Annotated in this window: 9 protein-coding genes, 3 tRNA genes and 1 riboswitch; of the genes, 7 read left to right on the forward strand and 5 right to left on the reverse strand. The window is 58.9% G+C overall.

Annotated elements, in window-relative coordinates:
• Positions 1-27 precede the first annotated feature (27 nt).
• A complete protein-coding gene (locus tag HF327_RS03020) occupies positions 28-1,602 on the forward strand; it encodes an NAD(P)H-hydrate dehydratase (protein WP_169106829.1) in 1,575 nt (524 codons plus the stop codon).
• 174 nt (positions 1,603-1,776) lie between these two features.
• Here HF327_RS03020 and rnr read toward each other — a convergent pair whose 3' ends face one another.
• Positions 1,777-4,701, reverse strand: coding sequence for a ribonuclease R (gene rnr, locus HF327_RS03025; protein ID WP_407927017.1), 2,925 nt, complete (start codon positions 4,699-4,701; stop codon positions 1,777-1,779).
• Between the two features lie 61 nt (positions 4,702-4,762).
• On the opposite strand from rnr, the gene HF327_RS03030 reads away from it, so the two are divergent.
• The 3 genes from HF327_RS03030 to HF327_RS03040 all read left to right on the forward strand — a co-directional run bounded on the left by HF327_RS03030 (position 4,763) and on the right by HF327_RS03040 (position 5,299).
• Positions 4,763-4,847, forward strand: a tRNA-Leu gene (locus HF327_RS03030).
• 141 nt (positions 4,848-4,988) lie between these two features.
• A tRNA-Leu gene (locus HF327_RS03035) sits at positions 4,989-5,073 on the forward strand.
• A 141-nt stretch (positions 5,074-5,214) separates the two neighbouring features.
• Positions 5,215-5,299, forward strand: a tRNA-Leu gene (locus tag HF327_RS03040).
• A 169-nt stretch (positions 5,300-5,468) separates the two neighbouring features.
• On the opposite strand, the gene HF327_RS03045 is transcribed toward HF327_RS03040, so the two are convergent.
• On the reverse strand, positions 5,469-8,138 hold the full coding sequence (locus HF327_RS03045) for a DUF349 domain-containing protein (protein ID WP_169106831.1): 2,670 nt from the start codon (positions 8,136-8,138) through the stop codon (positions 5,469-5,471).
• Between the two features lie 215 nt (positions 8,139-8,353).
• Positions 8,354-12,235: a DUF748 domain-containing protein gene (locus tag HF327_RS03050; RefSeq protein ID WP_169106832.1), complete on the reverse strand. Its 3,882-nt coding sequence runs from the start codon at positions 12,233-12,235 to the stop codon at positions 8,354-8,356.
• 881 nt (positions 12,236-13,116) lie between these two features.
• Between HF327_RS03050 and HF327_RS03055 the strand changes: the two genes are divergently transcribed.
• The 3 genes from HF327_RS03055 (at position 13,117) to nrdR (ending at position 16,048) form a co-directional block, all read left to right on the forward strand.
• The gene (locus HF327_RS03055; protein ID WP_169106833.1) at positions 13,117-13,977 is read left to right on the forward strand and encodes a lytic transglycosylase domain-containing protein; all 861 of its coding nucleotides are present in this window, start codon (positions 13,117-13,119) and stop codon (positions 13,975-13,977) included.
• 126 nt (positions 13,978-14,103) lie between these two features.
• Positions 14,104-14,259, forward strand: a riboswitch (ZMP/ZTP riboswitch).
• A 34-nt stretch (positions 14,260-14,293) separates the two neighbouring features.
• Positions 14,294-15,541 (forward strand): serine hydroxymethyltransferase, encoded by a 1,248-nt coding sequence (gene glyA / locus HF327_RS03060; protein ID WP_169106834.1) that lies wholly within the window; start codon positions 14,294-14,296, stop codon positions 15,539-15,541.
• 21 nt (positions 15,542-15,562) lie between these two features.
• On the forward strand, positions 15,563-16,048 hold the full coding sequence (gene nrdR / locus HF327_RS03065; protein WP_169106835.1) for a transcriptional regulator NrdR: 486 nt from the start codon (positions 15,563-15,565) through the stop codon (positions 16,046-16,048).
• 135 nt (positions 16,049-16,183) lie between these two features.
• On the opposite strand, the gene HF327_RS22405 is transcribed toward nrdR, so the two are convergent.
• Positions 16,184-16,765 (reverse strand): 5'-nucleotidase C-terminal domain-containing protein, encoded by a 582-nt coding sequence (locus HF327_RS22405; RefSeq protein ID WP_407927018.1) that lies wholly within the window; start codon positions 16,763-16,765, stop codon positions 16,184-16,186.
• On the reverse strand, positions 16,738-17,955 hold the full coding sequence (locus tag HF327_RS03070; RefSeq protein WP_407927019.1) for a metallophosphoesterase: 1,218 nt from the start codon (positions 17,953-17,955) through the stop codon (positions 16,738-16,740). Before HF327_RS03070 ends, HF327_RS22405 begins: the two co-directional genes overlap by 28 nt.
• Positions 17,956-18,004: the final 49 nt, after the last annotated feature.

Genomic DNA, 18,004 nt, shown 5'->3' on the forward strand with positions numbered 1-18,004 from the left:
TTCGCAGCCTGACGCTATGCTCAAATCATGCTGCGCATTTCCTCTCTCGACGCCCCTCCCACCTCCATATCAGAGAATCAAGGCTGGCCGCTTTTCAACACCTCAGCCACCCGCCAGATAGAGAAAGCCTGCGCAAGCCGACTGCCACCCCACACTTTGATGGAGCGCGCAGGCCTTGCCATTGCACGACTGGCCATGGCCCTCGCCCCACATGCGCAGCGCATCTGGATTGCCTGCGGCCCCGGCAACAACGGCGGCGACGGGTTTGAGGCTGCCACCCAACTCCAAGTGAGGCTACCTCACACGCGCATCATGGTCAGCCAGGTGCGCGAGCCCAGCCAACTGCCCGCAGATGCACAAATCTCATGGCACAAGGCCCAGCAAGCGGGCGTGCAATGGGTCAGCAACTGCCCCAGCGACCTGAGCCCGCAAGACCTGTGCATAGATGCGCTACTGGGCATAGGCATTCATCATCGCGCCGACCGTAAACCCTCAGACGCAGACCAGCGCCTGCAGCAATTACTCAAGCAAGTCACCCAATCCGTCTGCCCGGTACTATGCCTAGACATTGCTTCAGGCCTTGATGCAAACACCGGTCAATATCTGCCGGAGTTTGCCCCCCACGCCATGAGCAACCCAAGCCCGCGCCACACATTGGCTCTGCTGACATTGCAGCCCGGCCTGTTTACAGCACAAGGCAGAGATGCCTGCGGGCAAATCTGGTGGAATGACCTGGGTTGCGGCATTGCCAGCCATCAGGCGGACGCATCCACTACTCAACCCGTGGCACATCTCAGCACCATTGCCAATTTGCAAGCAAAGCCTCGCCAACACACCAGCCACAAAGGCAGTTTTGGTGATGTAGCCGTGCTGGGCGGCGAAGGCCTTAGCCAGCGTGGCCTTTCCATGACGGGCGCAGCCTGGTTGGCTGCTCTTGCAGCCCTGCACAGCGGAGCTGGCCGAGTCATGCTGGCATTGCTGGACGAGCACGCACCGCAAGGCATTCCCCCCTGGCCAGAAATCATGCTGCGCCGGCCATCTGCACAAGACTGGAGCCAGCCTACGGTGGTTTGCGGCTGCGGAGGTGGCGAAGCCGTGCAAGCATGGCTTCCGCACATACTGGGGCAAGCCCCGCAGCTGGTACTGGATGCCGACGCACTCAACGCCATTGCCGCCAGCCCTGCGCTGGCCCAGCAGTTGACTGCACGCGCAGCACGCCAGCAACCCACAATATTGACACCCCACCCACTCGAGGCCGCGCGCCTGCTGCAAACCAGCACCACAGCCATTCAAGCCCATCGCCTGCAGGCCTGCCTGCAACTGGCGCAAAAATTTCAGTGCACAGCCCTACTCAAGGGCTCGGGCACGGTGATTGCCAATGCACAGCGGAAAATCTGGGTCAATTCCAGCGGCAACGCCCGCTTGGCCTCAGGCGGCACAGGCGATGTGCTTGCCGGGCTGATCGGCGCTCTGTGGGCACAAGGCAGCAATGCTGACGAAGCGGCGATTCAGGGCGCCTTTAAACACGGTCACACCGCAGATCAATGGCCTGCAGATCGACCGTTCAGCGCCGGCGCACTGGCCATGCACCTCGCGCAGTAAGAGCGCCCCCGCAAAGCCAAGCTTTGCGGTTGCGACAAGCCGCGAAGCCGCAGGCGGCATAAAAGTATGACCAAACAAAGCAGCGCTGCATCAAGGATTGTGTTTACGGCACTGAACAAAAAAAAGGCCTCACCGTTATCTGGCAAGGCCTTTTAGCTATCAATACAGGACCGATTAAGACTCTGTCTTGCGTTTGCTGGTCTTGGCTGCAGGCTTGGGCTTGGCCTTGGCCGGTGCCGCTTTGACAGCAGCCGACTTGGCTGAAGCTGCCTTGGCTGAAGCCGCCTTAGCCACAGGCTTTGCCACCGCCTTCACAGGCGTTTTAGCAGGCGCTTTTTCAGCGGCTTTTTTAGTCTCGCCGGTAGAAGTCTTCGCCGCCGTTTTAGCGGTTGCCTTGGCTGCTGCCTTCACAGGTTTAGCGGCCTTGGCAGGTTCCGCAGAGGCAGCGGACTCCACAGGAGCAGAAGGCGCAAGCAAAGCTGCAACCTTCTTTTTAGGCGCGGACTTGCTTGTTGGTTTCGCCTCTGCCTTATCCACCGGCTTAACTACCGTCTCGTCGGCTACTTTAGCGGCAACCTTCTTCGCAGCCTTAGCCGCAGTTTTGCGCGGCTTGCTGGCCACGGGGGCGGGCACCGCTGCCGGGGCAGGAGGCTGCACCACCACAGATGCAGACTTGATCGCCCGACGCTCGCGGTCATACTCAGCTTCCAGCGCCGCCAGATTCACACTTTCGTGCAAAGGCTTCTGAGCCTCTTTGCGATCTTTCCAGCTCTTGTTCTGCTCCGGGGCTCGCGCCGGTGCGGGCGACTGGGCGGCATTGCGCTGCGCACGGTTGGACTTGGCATCCCGGCGGCTCCATTTGTCACCACTACCGCGCTCATCGCGCGGTGCACGTGGCTCACGGTTATCCCGGCCATCACGACCATCGCGTCCGCCACGGTTTTCGCGGCGACCACGGCCGTCATCCTTGCCCTGAGTACGAGCACCACCGCCATGACCAGCACTGCCGTTGCTCTTGCCGACACCACTTGCACTGTTGCCACGGGTCGATGACACAGGGGCATCTTCCCCGTCGCGGAGCAGACGGAAATCGATGCGGCGGCCATCCAGATCTACACGACTGACCTGCACGCGCACTCGCGCGCCAATGCCGTAACGAACACCGGTGCGCTCGCCGCGCAGCTCCTGGCGCGCCTCATCAAAGCGGAAGTAATCGCCACCCAGCTCGGTGATGTGCACCAGCCCTTCCACATACATGGCGTCCAGCGTCACAAAGATACCGAAGGTAGTGACCGAAGAAACCACGCCCGAGAATTCTTCACCCAGATGCTCGCGCATGTATTTGCACTTGAGCCAGGCTTCCACGTCACGACTGGCTTCATCGGCGCGGCGCTCATTGGCACTGCAGTGCAGACCTGCAGCTTCCCAAGCCTGGAAATCCTTGGCTGCAGAGCGCTTCTTGCGCGGCTTTTGATCGGGAGCAACCACACGCGACGCGAGGCGCTTGGCCATCTTGGCTTCAGCCTCACCCGGCGCTGGCAAGTTAGGTAATTTGTAGTGCGTGCCGTTCAGCTCAGCCTTGATGACACGGTGCACCAGCAAGTCGGGGTAGCGACGAATCGGGCTGGTGAAGTGGGTATAAGCCTCAAACGCCAGACCGAAGTGACCCGAGCCTTCCGGCGTATAGAAGGCCTGCATCATGGAGCGCAGCAGCATGGTGTGAATCTGCTGGGAGTCAGGGCGATCCTTGGTCGCCGCGGCAATCTGCTGGAACTCCTTTGTGGTCGGGTTCTCGCTGATGCTCATGCTCACACCCATGGCCTTGAGATAGTTACGCAGGATTTCCTGCTTCTCCATCGAAGGCTTGTCGTGCACACGAAACAGACCCAGCTGACCGCTCTGGTCGATAAAGTCAGCACTGCAGACGTTGGCCGCCAGCATGGCTTCTTCAATCAGCTTATGCGCATCATTGCGGGTACGCGGCACGATTTTTTCAATACGGCCGTTATCGTCGCAGACGATTTGCGTCTCTGTGGTCTCAAAGTCAACCGCACCGCGCACTTCGCGCGCCTTGAGCAGGGACTGGAAGACGCCATACAGATTCAGCAAATCTTGCATGCGGTCTTTGCGCTTGGCAGCTTCCTGACCACGGGTATTGGCCAAAATAGCCGCCACCTCGGTATAGGTAAAGCGCGCATGACTGTGCATGACCGCCGGGTAAAACTGATAGGCGTGAATTTCGCCCTGCGACGTGATCAGCATATCGCAGACCATGCACAGACGATCCACATCCGGATTGAGCGAACACAGCCCGTTGCTGAGCTTTTCCGGCAGCATAGGAATCACGCGGCGCGGGAAATAGACGCTGGTCGCGCGGTCGTAGGCATCGATATCAATGGCGCTGCCCGTGGTCACATAGTGGCTCACATCCGCAATCGCTACGAGCAGACGCCAACCCTTGCTGTTACCTACCTTGGCAGGTTCGCAATACACGGCATCGTCAAAGTCGCGCGCATCTTCGCCGTCGATTGTGACCAGAGGAATATCGGTCAGGTCAATACGCCCGGCGTGATCGGCGGGTAGCACCTTCTCGGGCAAGGCCTTGGCCTGCTCCAGACAAGCTTCTGAAAAAATATGCGGGACGCCGTATTTGCGCACCGCAATTTCAATTTCCATGCCGGGGTCATCAACCTCACCCAGCACTTCAACAATGCGGCCCACGGGCTGACCAAACAGCGCAGGCGGCTCTGTCAGCTTCACAACTACGATCTGCCCGACCTTGGCAGAGCCTGTGGCCTTGGCAGGAATCAGAATGTCCTGACCGTAGCGTTTGTCTTCAGGGGCGACCAGCCACACGCCGCTCTCCTGCAAAAAACGACCAATGATGGGCTGATCGGGGCGCTCCACAATTTCCAGCACACGCCCTTCGGGACGGCCACGGTGATCTTGACGCGCAATGCGCACCTGAACCTTGTCCTTGTGCAGCACCGCACGCATCTCGCTGGATGAAAGGTAAATGTCACGCTCGCCATCGTCACGAACGACAAAACCATGCCCGTCGCGGTGGCCCTGCACAGTACCCAAAACTTCTTCATTCATACCGGCAACTTTTTCGCGAGGGTTCATTTTCTTGATATACAATCTATGTCTTTCCTGAGATGCCCAGGTGGCGGAATTGGTAGACGCACTAGTTTCAGGTACTAGCGGGTAACTCCGTGGAGGTTCGAGTCCTCTTCTGGGCACCAAATACAAAAAGCTGTTGCATGCAAATGCAACAGCTTTTTCGTTTCCCGCCAGCCTTTTCTCCGACCGTACATTTTTTCGGAAAAGCGCAGCAACTCGCCTGAGTGCTGGTTTTCCCGCTATATAATTCAATCACTCTGAAAGCCCAGGTGGCGGAATTGGTAGACGCACTAGTTTCAGGTACTAGCGAGTAACATCGTGGAGGTTCGAGTCCTCTTCTGGGCACCAAATACAAAAAGCCGTTGCATGCAAATGCAACGGCTTTTTCGTTTGTTGCCTGCCTTTTCCCCGAACCTACATTTTTTGGAAAAAGCGCAGCAAATCGCCTGAGTGCTGGTTTTCCCGCTATATAATTCAATCACTCTGAAAGCCCAGGTGGCGGAATTGGTAGACGCACTAGTTTCAGGTACTAGCGAGTAACATCGTGGAGGTTCGAGTCCTCTTCTGGGCACCAAATACAAAAAGCCGTTGCATGCAAATGCAACGGCTTTTTCGTTTACCCCAATGCCCCTTGAACTCAGCCTCTACAACACGCTGAGCCACAAAAGAAAAAGGGAGCCTGATGGCTCCCCTTTTTTAATTTGGCGTTTGCTACCGCCACAGCGGGCAGCAGCAGCCATTCCTTACTTGCGCAGCAGTTGCTTCAGCGCAGTCTGCAGGCGGCGGGCAGAAGCCTCGTCGCTGGTGCTAGACAGCACCGTTGCCACGTCCTGACCCCATGTCTGCTGGGGCGATGCCTCATTGCGGCGCGTCAACATCTGCAGCTGCAGCGCACGACGGGCGTTCAGCTGGTCAGCAGGTGTATGCACATCGGCAGCCATTTCAAGGCGCAGCAGCGCTTCAGCGGCATTGCCCTTAGGAGCAGCAACCACAGCGGCAGACCATGAAGTGCGCACAGGAGCCGTTACTTTTCCACCCAGCTGCTGGGCCGACGGCAGTTGCTCTGCATCACGCGCTTGCCAGGCACCCAGCAGTTGTGTCAGCGCTTCGCCATGGGCTTGAGCTGCCAGCTTGCGCAGGGCTTCTTGAGCATGCTCGACCGCATCGCGTTGAGCACGGAAGGCCGGATCAGCCAGACGTGGACCGCGATCCTCACGGATGAATTCACGCGGGCCACGACCTGTGTCACGGCCATCACGGCCGCCGCGATCAGCACCACGAGCACCGTCACGACCACGACCGCCATCACGGCGATCACCTGGACGCCCACCAGCGGCAGGAGCCGCTTCCTTCTTCATGCCGGGACGGTCATCACCGCGCACTGCCACCACGGGGCGAGCAGGCTTGGCGGCCACAGGAGTTTCTGCAACTGCTTCTGTTTCAGTAGCTTCAGGCGCTTGATCTGCCTGGGCTTGCGCTTGTTTTTCTTCTGTATTGGTAGCAGCAGCGGCAGCAGGCTGAGCCTTGATGGCCGCTTCCAGCTCGGCCAGAGCCGAACGGATCTTCTGCGCATCACCGCTGGCGTTGGCGACTTCCACAGACTTGGAAGCCTCCATCACACGGCGATCATGCTCAGACAATTCAACAGCTGGCGCGCGCGAACCACGCTCCACGCTCTTGCGGTTGAAGGCATCGTCCAGAGGCTTGCGGAATGCATCCCACAGCTTTTGCTCATGCTTGCGATCCAGAGGCACCACCTGTGCTTCGGCTTGCCAGCGTTGCTGCAGCGCCTTGACAGCATCAATGCGCAGGCTGGCAGCTTCACCCAGAGCCGTTGCCTCATCAATCATGGCGTGGCGGCGCTCCAGGCTGGCCTTTTGTGCAGCTTGCAAAGGCGCTTCGGCAGCAGCCATCGCTTGCTTGAACAACGGCTGCAGCTCAGCAAACAGCTTTTCGCCGATATGGCCGCTTTCGCGCCAGCGCTCACCAAACTGGCGCAGCGCGCGCAGCATGTTCTTCCAGTCCTGGCTGGCGGCGTTTTCAGCAGCCCATGCCTTGATTTCTTCCACCAGAGCCAGACGCTGAGTCTTGGCTTCGGTGCTGTCTTGACGAATCTTGTCGTGCCAGGATTCAACCACCTTGTAGGCTGCGTTGCAGGCTTCGTCAAACTTCTTCCACAGCGCATGGTTAGCCATGGCACCCTGGTCGGCTAGCTTCCACTGCTCACGCAGGTTACGCAGGGTTTCCTGAATCTTGCGGCCACCCAGCACCTGACCGTCTGGACGGTTGAGCATGGCTTCAGCCTTGGCCACCAGCTCTTCGCGCAGCTTGTCCGCGTTCTGGCGCAGCCAACCAGTAGCTTCTCCGGCGGCGATCAGGGCTTCGTGCACTTCGCTGACCAGAGCCTCGTCGACAAAGCGACCATGAGCCTTGATGGCAGCGCGCATGGCTTGCACCGCTTCAGAGCCTGCCTTGCTGTTGCCAGCAGCCGTTTCAGCCTTCAGCGCTTGCAGAGCCTGGTTCAGACCGGCCTTGGCAGCTTCGACCTGCTCAGGAGCAGGCTTGCCACGGCCACCAGCCGCAGGACGAGCCGCTGCGGGCTTGGCAGCTTCAGCAGCGGCCGCTTCGGGTGGCAAGCCGCGGGCCACGCGGATTTCATCGGCCCAGACGGGGACGGAAGGCAAAGGAGCAGTTTCGTCAGCGGCAGACGCTTCGGTTTGAGCCAGTGCAGACTGAAAAGCATCCCAAACCAGTGCCAGCTGTGCAGATGCTGCTTCCAATTGAGGAGGGAAACGGCTATCCACGCTGGTCCAGCTGGCGTCGCCAGTCAGTTCCTTGGCCTGGTCTTGCCAGCGGGCCACATCCGCGCCCAGTGCCTCAAGCACGGACTTGGCGTCTTTCCAGGACTTGGTGGACAGCACTTCGATGCGCTGAGCCAGCAGCAAGGCCACTTCGCGCTGCACTTGCGTGCGGTGCTGCAGGTCTTCCACAGCCTTCACACGCTCGGCCAGCTGGGCCTTGAACTGCGACAGCGGCTCACGCGACAGAGCGGCACCCGCCTTGGCCGCGTCACGCTGCCATGCGGCAGCGGCGGCAGCATCGAAAGGCACGGCAGCCAGCAGGGCCTGAGCCTTTTCGGCCCATTCCACAGAAATTTTTTCCTGGTTGGCAGTGCGACGGATTTCATCCAGACGCTCACGCACGGCGCGGGCGGCACTCTTGTCGCCCTTGCTCAGTTCCTTGTGAACGTCTTGGAGTTGCTCAACCGTGGGTTGAGTGGCCAGCCAATCGCGGATGCGCGCAGCGCGATCACCCGAGGTTTCGGCGGAGAAAGCACCACCTGTCAATGCATCCAGCGGATGTTGCTCAGAATTCTTGGCAGAGGCCGGGTTCACTTCAGATGCATCAGACATGGTGCTGCTAGGAGAGATAGATGTCATGTAGGGGTCAGAAAATGCCTGGAGGCCCTCGCAGTCAACGCTGCAACAGACCAATGCCAACCCACATGAGGGCAGGCTTTCCAAGCGCAAGTCCAAGCATCTTCATGCTTGGACAAAGCGGTATTTTCGCCTTTATTTAAAGGCAAGCCAAAAAATGCGAAATCACAAAGGATTTCGCATTGCTTTTTTCATTGTGCAGACAGACTCAGCTGAGCGCGCGGCGTCCAGTCCTTATCCTTCACATCGAGCTTGGGAGCGCCCAGAAACAGACGCTCCAGAGGCAGCTGCTGGGTGGACAGATAGTCACGCACCGCCACCCCACGTGCCAGCGCCAGCTCACGCATGGCGTCATCTGGCACGGCGATGCTGGCCACCAGCAAGGCCTTCATCTGGTCGGCGGGAAGCTCTTTGGCCATTCCGACCATGTTGCGGGGCTTTTTGATGTCGGCGCGGCCGTAAACCGCCTTGAGCAGCGCGGGACGCTCGGCATCGCTGATCTCAAACACCTCGTCACCACTCTTGCCATCACGGATGACTGCGCGGCGCTTCTGGGCCAGCAGCAGCCTATCGAGCTCAACCGATTTCCAGGCTTCCTTGTCTTCCACCTCACGCGCCTCCCCCACCACCGTCATTTTGAGTGCCGGACGGTCATTAAGCGATTTGACGATTTTGGCCAGTTGATCCTTGGCCTTGGCATCAAGCTGCGCACTGCCCGGAGCAAAACTCACTCCACCGGATTCATCGCCGCCCGAGAACGCGCCCGACAGCAATGCAAACGGCGCAGTCACGGCTTTCATGATGATGTTGCCCAGCACCTTGAAGACGATGGGCGCCAGACGGAACTGAGGATCGTTGAGCGAGCCGCTCAGCGGCACATCCAGATCAATCACGCCATTGCGGTCAGACAGCAAGGCCACGGCCAGCTTGACAGGCAGCGATGCAGGAGCACTTTCAACCTTGTCGCCGAAGGTCAGCTGGCGCAGCACCAATTTATTGGATGCCGTGAGCTGCCCATCAGGCTGCACCTTGTAGGTCACATCCATGTACAGCTTGCCGCGCTCAATGCCGTAGCCCGCGTACTTGATGGAGTAAGGCGACAGCGGCGACAGCTCTAGGTCATTCATCTGGGTACGGATATCCAGTGCCAGCGGCTTGGCGAGCGGGTTGATCTTGCCGCCAATATCCAGCGTCGCCGTGCCTTGCGCCTTGCCCTTGATCTCCAGATCCGCCATTTGCGGCTCTGCCTGGCCTACAGGCGCTTCAGACGAGAAAGCGCTCAAACGACCTTTCAGCTCACTCAGATCAGCCGAGTAATTGGGCTGAATGAAATAGTCAGAGAACTGCACCTTGCCACCGGTCAGCACGATGGGGCCAACCTTGATGACAGGCGCAGGGCCGCTCTCTGCAGGCTTGGCAGGTTCAGCCACAACCACGGCCTTATTCCCCTCAGGCTTTTCACCCGCGGCCACTTTCGCGTTACTCTGCTCGTTTTGCACCACGGATTGCTCGGACTTTTCGGTCTTCACAATATCCTGCAGATTAATACGACCGTTGCGCTGCACGATAACGCGGGCAAAAAAGTCGCTCAGCGCCGTCTCGCGCACGCTCACGCGCAGCGGCTGAGCAGGCTGCATATTCAGATCCAGACCGCGCAGGGCCAGCGTCTTCCAGGCCAGCAAATCATCGCCCAGCCCCAGACCCGTTCTGGCCGCCATGGCCTTGGCGCGGTCCGCTGTGGAATCGTTGAGAACCGCCGTCAACGCGCCCTTGGCCGTAGTGGGTTTGCCTGCCTCCTCCTGCACGGGCGCAGCCAGGGTGGAGCGCATGCGCAGGTCGTTGAGTTCCGCATCGCCCTGCACGGCGACTTGTGGGCCCTTGGCATGGGCCAGATAGTTGACCTTGCCCCTAAAGTTGCCGTCCGCTCGAATCAGATCCACATTGAGTTTGTGGCCGAAGTAAGGCTCAAACGCATGCAGAGGCACAGCGCGGGCCTGCAACTGCCCTTGGGCAGACACAGGCGTCAGGCCGAACTGGCCCTTGAACTGAAGGTTGCCCGCCTGTACCCGGCGATTGGCAGCCAGCTGTGCCGATACTTCCAGCGGCGTAGGCGCGGCCTTGGTCGCCAGCGGCTCGAAAGCGCCCAGTCGCACACGCAGCGCGCTCACATCCAGCTGCACAGGCTGCGCATTCTGCCCTTGCACAGGCGCGGCATCGCGGAGTTGCACCACACCGCCATCTACCGCTATCGCAGCCAGCTTGACGGACCAAGGCCTGCCCTGCTCTGCTTTATCAGCCTTCGCACCCTGCTTTGCCGCCTTGGCTCCCGGCGCTGGCAACCAGCGCTCATACATCCAATGGCCTTGTGCATCACGCAGCGCGGCCAGCTGGGGTTTTTGCACGGCAATCGACTCCACCTGCACCAGCTGCGCAGCCAGATCGACCTGGACGCCGCTAACTTTGATCTGTTCCACCGCGACAGGGGCCAGCTTGTCTTGCAGCTGCAGCTTGTCTGCAGTCAGCTCTGCCACCTGCGCCATTACACCGCCCTCACCCCAGGAGACTTCAGCCTCGGTATTGAGTGTGGCGCTCAGCTGCGGCTTGAAGTGCGCCTCAATATAGGGTTGTACCCACTGCAGCGGCAGCTGCTTCAGTTTCAGCTTGAGCTTGCCGTCCTTCACCGTTGCTTGGCCATCTAACACCAGTTGGGCAGCGCCATCGGCCTTGGCTTGCTCGCCAGAATGCAGGCCAGCCGTTGCCGTCAGATTCAGCGGCTCACTCATGGGCCAGGCAATGTTCTTGACCTGCACGGCCAGCGGCGCCAGGGTCAGGACCGCAGGCTTGGTGCCTGCTGCAAGGTCTTGCCAATGCAGGGTTCCGCTATCAATATCGAACTGCTGCACGATGACTGTCAAAGGCTTGGCAGGCATTTCAGCCTTTGCTTCCGCCTTGCCAGCCGCCTCTACCGATGCTTGCGCCTGCGGCTCGGCAGGAGCCGCAGCCGTGTTCAAGCCCAGCCAGTTGATCACGCCTTGCGCATTACGGCTGGCGTGCACCTCAGGCTTGACCCAGCGCACTGACTCCAGCGCAATCTGGCTTTGCAGCGGCTGCACGTTCTTGAGTTGAACTTCCAGCGCCTCGAAGCTCAGCAGCGGCGCATTCTGGCGATCCTGCAACTCCACACCCGACAAGGCCAGCTTGCCGCTGACGCTCACCACCGGCTGGTCTTTTGCTTCAAAGCGAATTTGCAAGTCCGTATCCAGCACACCTGAACGCGGCAGAACCGGCACGCTGGCGGGCACATAGCCCAGATAGGGGGTGAGATCGATCTTGCCCCACTTCAATGTCATTGCCGTCTGGCGACTATCGGTAAACGGCGTGCTTTCGCCCGAGGTGTCGAACTGGCTGCCGTTGAGGTCAAATGCCAGATGTGGCAAGACCTTGATCTCGCGCTTGGACTTCAGATTGCTGATGAAAGGAATGCTCAGCTGCAAGCCCTTGAGTTCATGCTTGCGCTGCACAGACTCATCATTGAGCTCAACACGGCCATCGCGCAACGCAATGTTGTAGAGCGCAAAGTTCACCGGCTTGGACGGCTCTTCGTCCTTGGGCTCGGAGAGCTTGGTGATCACATCATCAATATCGAGCTTGCCCAGCGAGTGCTGGGTCAGGCGCACCACCGGCGCATCGACCTCAATGGCATCCAGCACAGGGGCCAGCCTGAACAGAGACTGCGCACTGGCATTGACAAAGATGCGCTTGATTTCCAGCTGGGGCTGGGCGGCAGATTCAAGGTCTTTTTGGCCTTCAGCGCTTTCTGAATCAGCGCTTGCAGCTACTTTTTTAATCGCTTTATCAATCACCAGATCATGCAAGGTGATGGACAGCGCCCATGGCGAAAACTCGATCTTTCCCACATGCACACCGCGACCGAGCTTGTCAGAAGCCTGTTTTTCCAGCTGGCTTTTGGCCACGACAGGCACCACGGCCCACAAAAGCAGCCATAGCAGCAAGAGCACAAGAACAGACCCGAGCAGTCGGCGCAACCAGCGATTCGATGTGAGCAATGACATGGGTATTTTTTTATTCAAGCAAAGGCTGAAAGCCCCTCCGGCTTTCAGAAAAAAGGCGCATCACACGCCATGGGACAACTGTACCTTGCGCGACTTGCGGCCTTGAAAAACAGCGCTCTATATATAAATAGAGAACAAGAAGATTTCCTAGGAGAAGTTTGCGCCACAGGCCATGCCTTGCACCTCTTGAAATCACAGAGAAATGCAAACAATGCGCGGCATATGGCGACAGGCAACAACCGCCCAGAAACGACAAAGCCCGGAAGCGGTCAAAACCGTCATTCCGGGCTTCACGGCCGGTACAAGACCGGGGCCGTCTTTCGCGGTCAAGGAGGGTGTGGTCCCTGCCGCTGGAAGCAAAGATTGCTCCCTTTGGTGCCTCAAGCGAAGATAAAGAGCAAGTGCCAGTAGCCTGTGGAATCAAAGGCCATGACGGAGTTTGCTTTCCCTTTCCTTTGGCAAGCACCTGCGATGTGCAGGCAGATTCACTATATCTGTGCTCGTGAAGGGTTACCCGCTTTTTTGCACTTTTTTTCGCCTTCATGACAGATGTCACGAAATCAGCATGAACCCCTCTTGCGCACAGTGAGGTTTACTGTCAATTTATTTACATGCTGTATATTCATACAGTTTTTATATTATTTAAAAGTCTAAAAAATATTTTTGTTAGTGTTGACTATGTATTAAGAGGACTTTTAGAATCCGCCAGCGCTCGAAATGAGCGTTTTTTGTTTCCGCTGCCTCACGACTGAGCAGACCGATCAGCGCCCCGCCGGGGCGCTTTTAATCGGCCCGCAGCAAACCTCATCGGCGTGCTGCCCTGGTCGCACCGTGTCACAGACCCGGTTCCACCTCGGGCGATAGCCAAGAAAGGACAAGCTATGCCAGCGTCAGGAAAATTAGTCGCCTCTGCGCGAACGTTGGGCCACAAAACGGCCAACGGTTTTCTTGCTCTTACCCACAACGGTTTCGCCCTCTTGGGCTTGGCCGTGGCCATTTCGGCCTTGATTTTCATCTCTCGCCCAGACCTGCGCCTGGCTGGCGAATCTCAGCTGCGTCAGTGGCTGGATGCCCGCCTGCCCGTGGTTGCTGAAGCCAGCATCGAAGAAGCCCCCATTTCTGAGATCATTGTCGCCAGCGATCGCGCCACCGCAGTCAACCCCAAAAGCCTGCCCAAGGAGCAAGCTGCGGTCGCCTACTGGCTCAGCACCAAGTACCGCGTGGCTCCCGAGCCCATTGCCGCTCTGGTCAGCGAAGCCTATGCACAAGGCAAAGCCAACAAGCTGGACCCCACGCTGATTCTGGCCATCATGGCCATTGAATCGAGCTTCAACCCATTTGCCCAAAGTCCGGTCGGCGCCCAAGGCCTGATGCAGGTGATGACCAAGATTCACACCGACAAGTACGAGAGCTTTGGCGGCCAACATGCCGCGTTTGATCCCGTGACCAATCTTAAGGTCGGCGTCAAGGTGCTCAAGGAATGCATTGCACGTGCTGGCTCCATCGAAGGTGGCTTGCGCTACTACGTGGGCGCAGCCAATCTGCCGAGCGATGGTGGCTATGCGGCCAAGGTGCTGGCCGAGCATCAGCGTATGCGCCAGGGTGCAGGCTTGCGCGCCGCCAATCCTTTGGTTGCCGCTAATACGGTGACGCCAGCAGCCAAGTCTGCTGCGCCCAAGGCGGCAGAAGCCACCACGGTATCTCATGCTCAGCAAGTCACTGTGGCTGATTCCAGCCTGTAAGTCTTCAAACCATAAACTGTCGATTTTTTTCGAGCTGGCCTGAGTGCCAGCTTTTTTTATGCCCGAACGCAAGCCTGCGAGAAAAGCGGGCATACGGTTCCGAGATATGTCAGCTCAGCTACACTAGAGGGTGTACGCAACTGGCGATAGGCGCAGAGTTTTTCTGCCGCTGACGTGGAAACCAGCAGACTGCAAGGTTTGTGAACCACCGGGGAGCGTACCGCCCAAGGTCGCAGCGATTGCAACCCGCAAGCGTTTCAGCCGTTCGCCTGGGCAGCCCTTGGCCTCAAGGGAATTTCAAGTTCACAGGACTGCCATGTTTCAACGCACCGATACCGTCGCTAAAGTCGACCCCGAACTGTTTGCCGCCATTCAGGCTGAAGATCATCGCCAGCAAGAGCATATCGAGCTGATCGCCAGCGAGAACTACTGCTCGCCCGCCGTGATGGAAGCCCAGGGCTCCCAACTGACCAACAAGTACGCCGAAGGCTACCCCGGCAAGCGTTACTACGGTGGTTGCGAGCATGTGGACGTGGTCGAGCAACTGGCCATCGACCGCATCAAGCAAATTTTTGGCGCTGAAGCCGCCAACGTGCAACCCAATTCCGGCTCGCAAGCCAACCAGGCTGTGCTGATGGCCTTTGCCAAGCCCGGCGACACCATTCTGGGCATGAGCCTGGCCGAAGGCGGTCACCTGACCCACGGCATGGCACTGAACATGTCCGGCAAGTGGTTCAATGCCGTTTCTTACGGTCTGGACACCAACGAAGCCATCGACTACGACAAGATGGAAGCGCTGGCCCGTGAGCACAAGCCACGCATCATCGTGGCCGGTGCCTCTGCCTACGCTCTGCACATTGACTTTGAGCGCTTCGCCAAGATCGCCAAGGAAGTCGGCGCCATCCTATGGGTCGACATGGCTCACTACGCTGGCCTGATCGCTGCGGGCGTCTACCCCAACCCCGTGCCCCATGCTGACGTGGTCACCACCACCACGCACAAGAGCCTGCGCGGCCCCCGTGGCGGCGTGATCCTGATGAAGGCTGAGCACGAGAAGGCGCTGAACAGTGCCATCTTCCCTGGCCTGCAAGGCGGCCCCCTGATGCACGTGATCGCCGGCAAGGCCGTCGCGTTCAAGGAAGCCCTGACTCCCGAGTTCAAGGCCTACCAGGAACAAGTCGTGAAGAACGCCAAGGTCATGGCCGACACGCTGACCGCTCGCGGTCTGCGCATCGTCTCCGGCCGCACCGAAAGCCACGTCATGCTGGTGGACCTGCGCGCCAAGGGCATTACCGGCAAGGCTGCTGAAGCGGCTCTGGGTCTGGCTCACATCACTGTGAACAAGAACGCCATCCCTAACGATCCCGAAAAGCCATTCGTGACCAGCGGCATCCGCATCGGCACTCCCGCCATGACCACCCGTGGTTTCGGCGAAGAAGAAACCCGCATCACTGCCAACCTGGTGGCCGACGTGCTGGAGAACCCCACAGACGAAGCCACCCTGGCTGCCGTGCGTGAAAAGGTTGCCGCACTGACCGCCAAGCTGCCCGTCTACAGCAAGTAAATTCGGCTGCGCTGACACACCATGAAGTGCCCCTTCTGCAGCAACCCGGACACGCAAGTTGTCGAAACACGCGAGTCCGAGGATGGGGGCTTCATCCGCCGCCGCCGCCGCTGCGGTGGCTGCGACAAGCGTTTTACGACGTATGAGCGGCCCGAGGTCAGTTTTCCGACCGTGGTCAAGAAAGATGGCCGCCGCATCGAATACGAGCGCGCCAAGCTGCAAGGCTCTTTCAAGATCGCGCTGCGCAAGCGCCCGGTGAGCACCGCGCTCATTGATGCTGCCATAGAGCGCATCGAAGACAAGCTACTCAATCTGGGTCAGCGCGAGATCGATTCCAGCCGCCTTGGTGAGCTGGTCATGGATGAGCTCAAGGGCCTGGACAAAGTGGGCTATATCCGCTTTGCCAGCGTCTATCGCAGCTTTGAGGATGTGGACGACTTCACCAACATCATGGATGAAGTCCGCAGCCCCAAGGCCAAAGCGCCCAAGAAACCAGCTGCCAGCTGATACATCGATCAGACACATCAAAGCCACCCTCCGGTGGCTTTGTTTTTGGGCGGCTCCAAACTGATACTGCTATTAACTCAAGAGCATGTAGTGCCTTCTAATCAATGGATCCAAGGTTTTTTTGATTCATTTTCATTAATGGACAAGCGCAATACGCTCCTGTAACGGTAGCGCCATGGGTGCTACCCGGCTCTGCGCGCGCACATGCTCGACCAGCGCATCCACATCCAGCATGCCGCCCACGACCTCAGTGCCTTGCATAAAAATACTAAAGTTGTCGCCGCCCGTGCCTAGGTAGCTTTGCAGGCCCACGCGGTAGGTTTGCGCCATGTCCAGCAGGCGGCCGTTGAGGCGAATATCGCTCACCCTCTGCCCTGCATTCTGGCTGCGGTCAAAACGGTAGCCAAAGCCTTGCGACACCTGCAGGATGCGCGGCGCATCCACAGTGTTGGTGCCGCTGTTGAATTGCTGCTCCAGCACCTGGCGAATCTGCTCCCCCGTCAAGCTCATCACCATCAGCGTATTGCCAAAGGGCTGCACGCTGAAAAGTTGGCCGTAAGTGACCTGCCCGCTGGCATCTGGCACCAGATCGGCGCGCACGCCGCCAGAATTCATGAAGGCCACTTGCGCCCCGCCTGCTGCCTTATCTCGCGTGGCGGCCAGAATGCTGTCTGCCACCATGCGGCCCATCACGCTTTCGCCATTGCTGTGGGGCATGCGCAAGGCTGCAGCTGCGCCACATCCGCATCAGCACCAAAGACCGGAAAATCAGACTGCAGCGCCACCACGCCTGCACTACCGGTGTAGGCCTCGCCTTGGACGATATTCTGGCGTGCTGTCTTTTGGCTCACGCGGCGCGTGCGCGTATCGACAGTGAGCTTTACCTCCGTCAGCAGCGTACCGTACATGCCACCGCTGGTCAGCAAAAATGGCTTCTTCGGGTTGACCTTGGCGTAGTCGCACAGATAGGCCTGATGCGTGTGGCCGGAGATGACGACATCCACCTCGTCAGAGAGCTGCTCCAGAATCGGCACGATATCGCCAGACAATCCTTGGCAACTATGGTCCTGCAGACTACTTGTGGTGCTGCCGCCTTCATGCACCAGCACCACAATCACATCCGCCCCTTGCGCGCGCAGCTGCGGAACCAGCGCATTGGCCGTCAGCGCCTCTGCCGTGAAGCGCAGCCCTTTCACGCCACTGGGGCGCACCATGTGCGGCGTGTTCTTCAGCGTCATGCCAATAAAACCCACGCCAATGCGCAAGCCGTCTTGCTCAAAAAACTTCACGCCTGTGGACGGGAACAGCGGTTTCCCATCCTCGCGCAGCGTATTGGCCGCCAGATACTGAAACGACGCCCCCTTAAAGGGCTTGCTGAGCTGGCAAGGCTCTTTGCTCGTGAACCTCTCGCAGCCGCCGTTTTGCATGCGCAGCAGCTCGTCAGCGCCCTGGTCGTATTCATGGTTGCCGGTCGCGGCAAAGTCCACCTTCATCAGGTTCAGCGCTTCAATCGTGGGCTCATCCAGAAACAGCGATGACGCGATGGGCGATGCCCCAATCATGTCCCCCGCCGTCACCACCGCCACATGGCGGCTGGCAGCACGCCGCTCGGCAACCGCCTGCGCCAGATAGGCTGCGCCCCCTGCGGGCACCGCTACGCGCTGTCCTTGCGCGTTTTTGGCCGCCACAGCCTGTTTGGGCGGTTCCAGGTTGCCGTGAAAGTCATTGAAGCCAAGCAAGGTAATGTCCATGCTGGTTGGCTTGATCGTGCCACCACCGCAGGCCGACAGACCTATCGGCAATAGCGCCACAGCAAGGCCTGCGGCCATGGTTCGAAATGCACAACGCCAGCCCGGTGACAAAGCGCGGGGCTGGCGTTGATTGATCTTATTGTTTGCTACAACCATCACGACTCTCCTGAGCCTCTGGTTGTACCGCACAAAATGGTCTTTTTAA

It is taken from the genome of Comamonas suwonensis (assembly GCF_012844455.2).
Classification (GTDB): Bacteria; Pseudomonadota; Gammaproteobacteria; order Burkholderiales; family Burkholderiaceae_C; genus Comamonas; species Comamonas suwonensis.

What these genes read in the sequence shown, in the direction of transcription:
- HF327_RS03050 (WP_169106832.1), bottom strand. Translation starts at nt 12,235, where the DNA reads ATGTCATTGCTCACATCGAATCGCTGGTTGCGCCGACTGCTCGGGTCT.
- rnr (WP_407927017.1), bottom strand. Translation starts at nt 4,701, where the DNA reads ATGAATGAAGAAGTTTTGGGTACTGTGCAGGGCCACCGCGACGGGCAT.
- nrdR (WP_169106835.1), top strand. Translation starts at nt 15,563, where the DNA reads ATGAAGTGCCCCTTCTGCAGCAACCCGGACACGCAAGTTGTCGAAACA.
- HF327_RS03020 (WP_169106829.1), top strand. Translation starts at nt 28, where the DNA reads ATGCTGCGCATTTCCTCTCTCGACGCCCCTCCCACCTCCATATCAGAG.
- HF327_RS22405 (WP_407927018.1), bottom strand. Translation starts at nt 16,765, where the DNA reads ATGCCCCACAGCAATGGCGAAAGCGTGATGGGCCGCATGGTGGCAGAC.
- HF327_RS03045 (WP_169106831.1), bottom strand. Translation starts at nt 8,138, where the DNA reads ATGTCTGATGCATCTGAAGTGAACCCGGCCTCTGCCAAGAATTCTGAG.
- HF327_RS03055 (WP_169106833.1), top strand. Translation starts at nt 13,117, where the DNA reads ATGCCAGCGTCAGGAAAATTAGTCGCCTCTGCGCGAACGTTGGGCCAC.
- glyA (WP_169106834.1), top strand. Translation starts at nt 14,294, where the DNA reads ATGTTTCAACGCACCGATACCGTCGCTAAAGTCGACCCCGAACTGTTT.
- HF327_RS03070 (WP_407927019.1), bottom strand. Translation starts at nt 17,955, where the DNA reads ATGGTTGTAGCAAACAATAAGATCAATCAACGCCAGCCCCGCGCTTTG.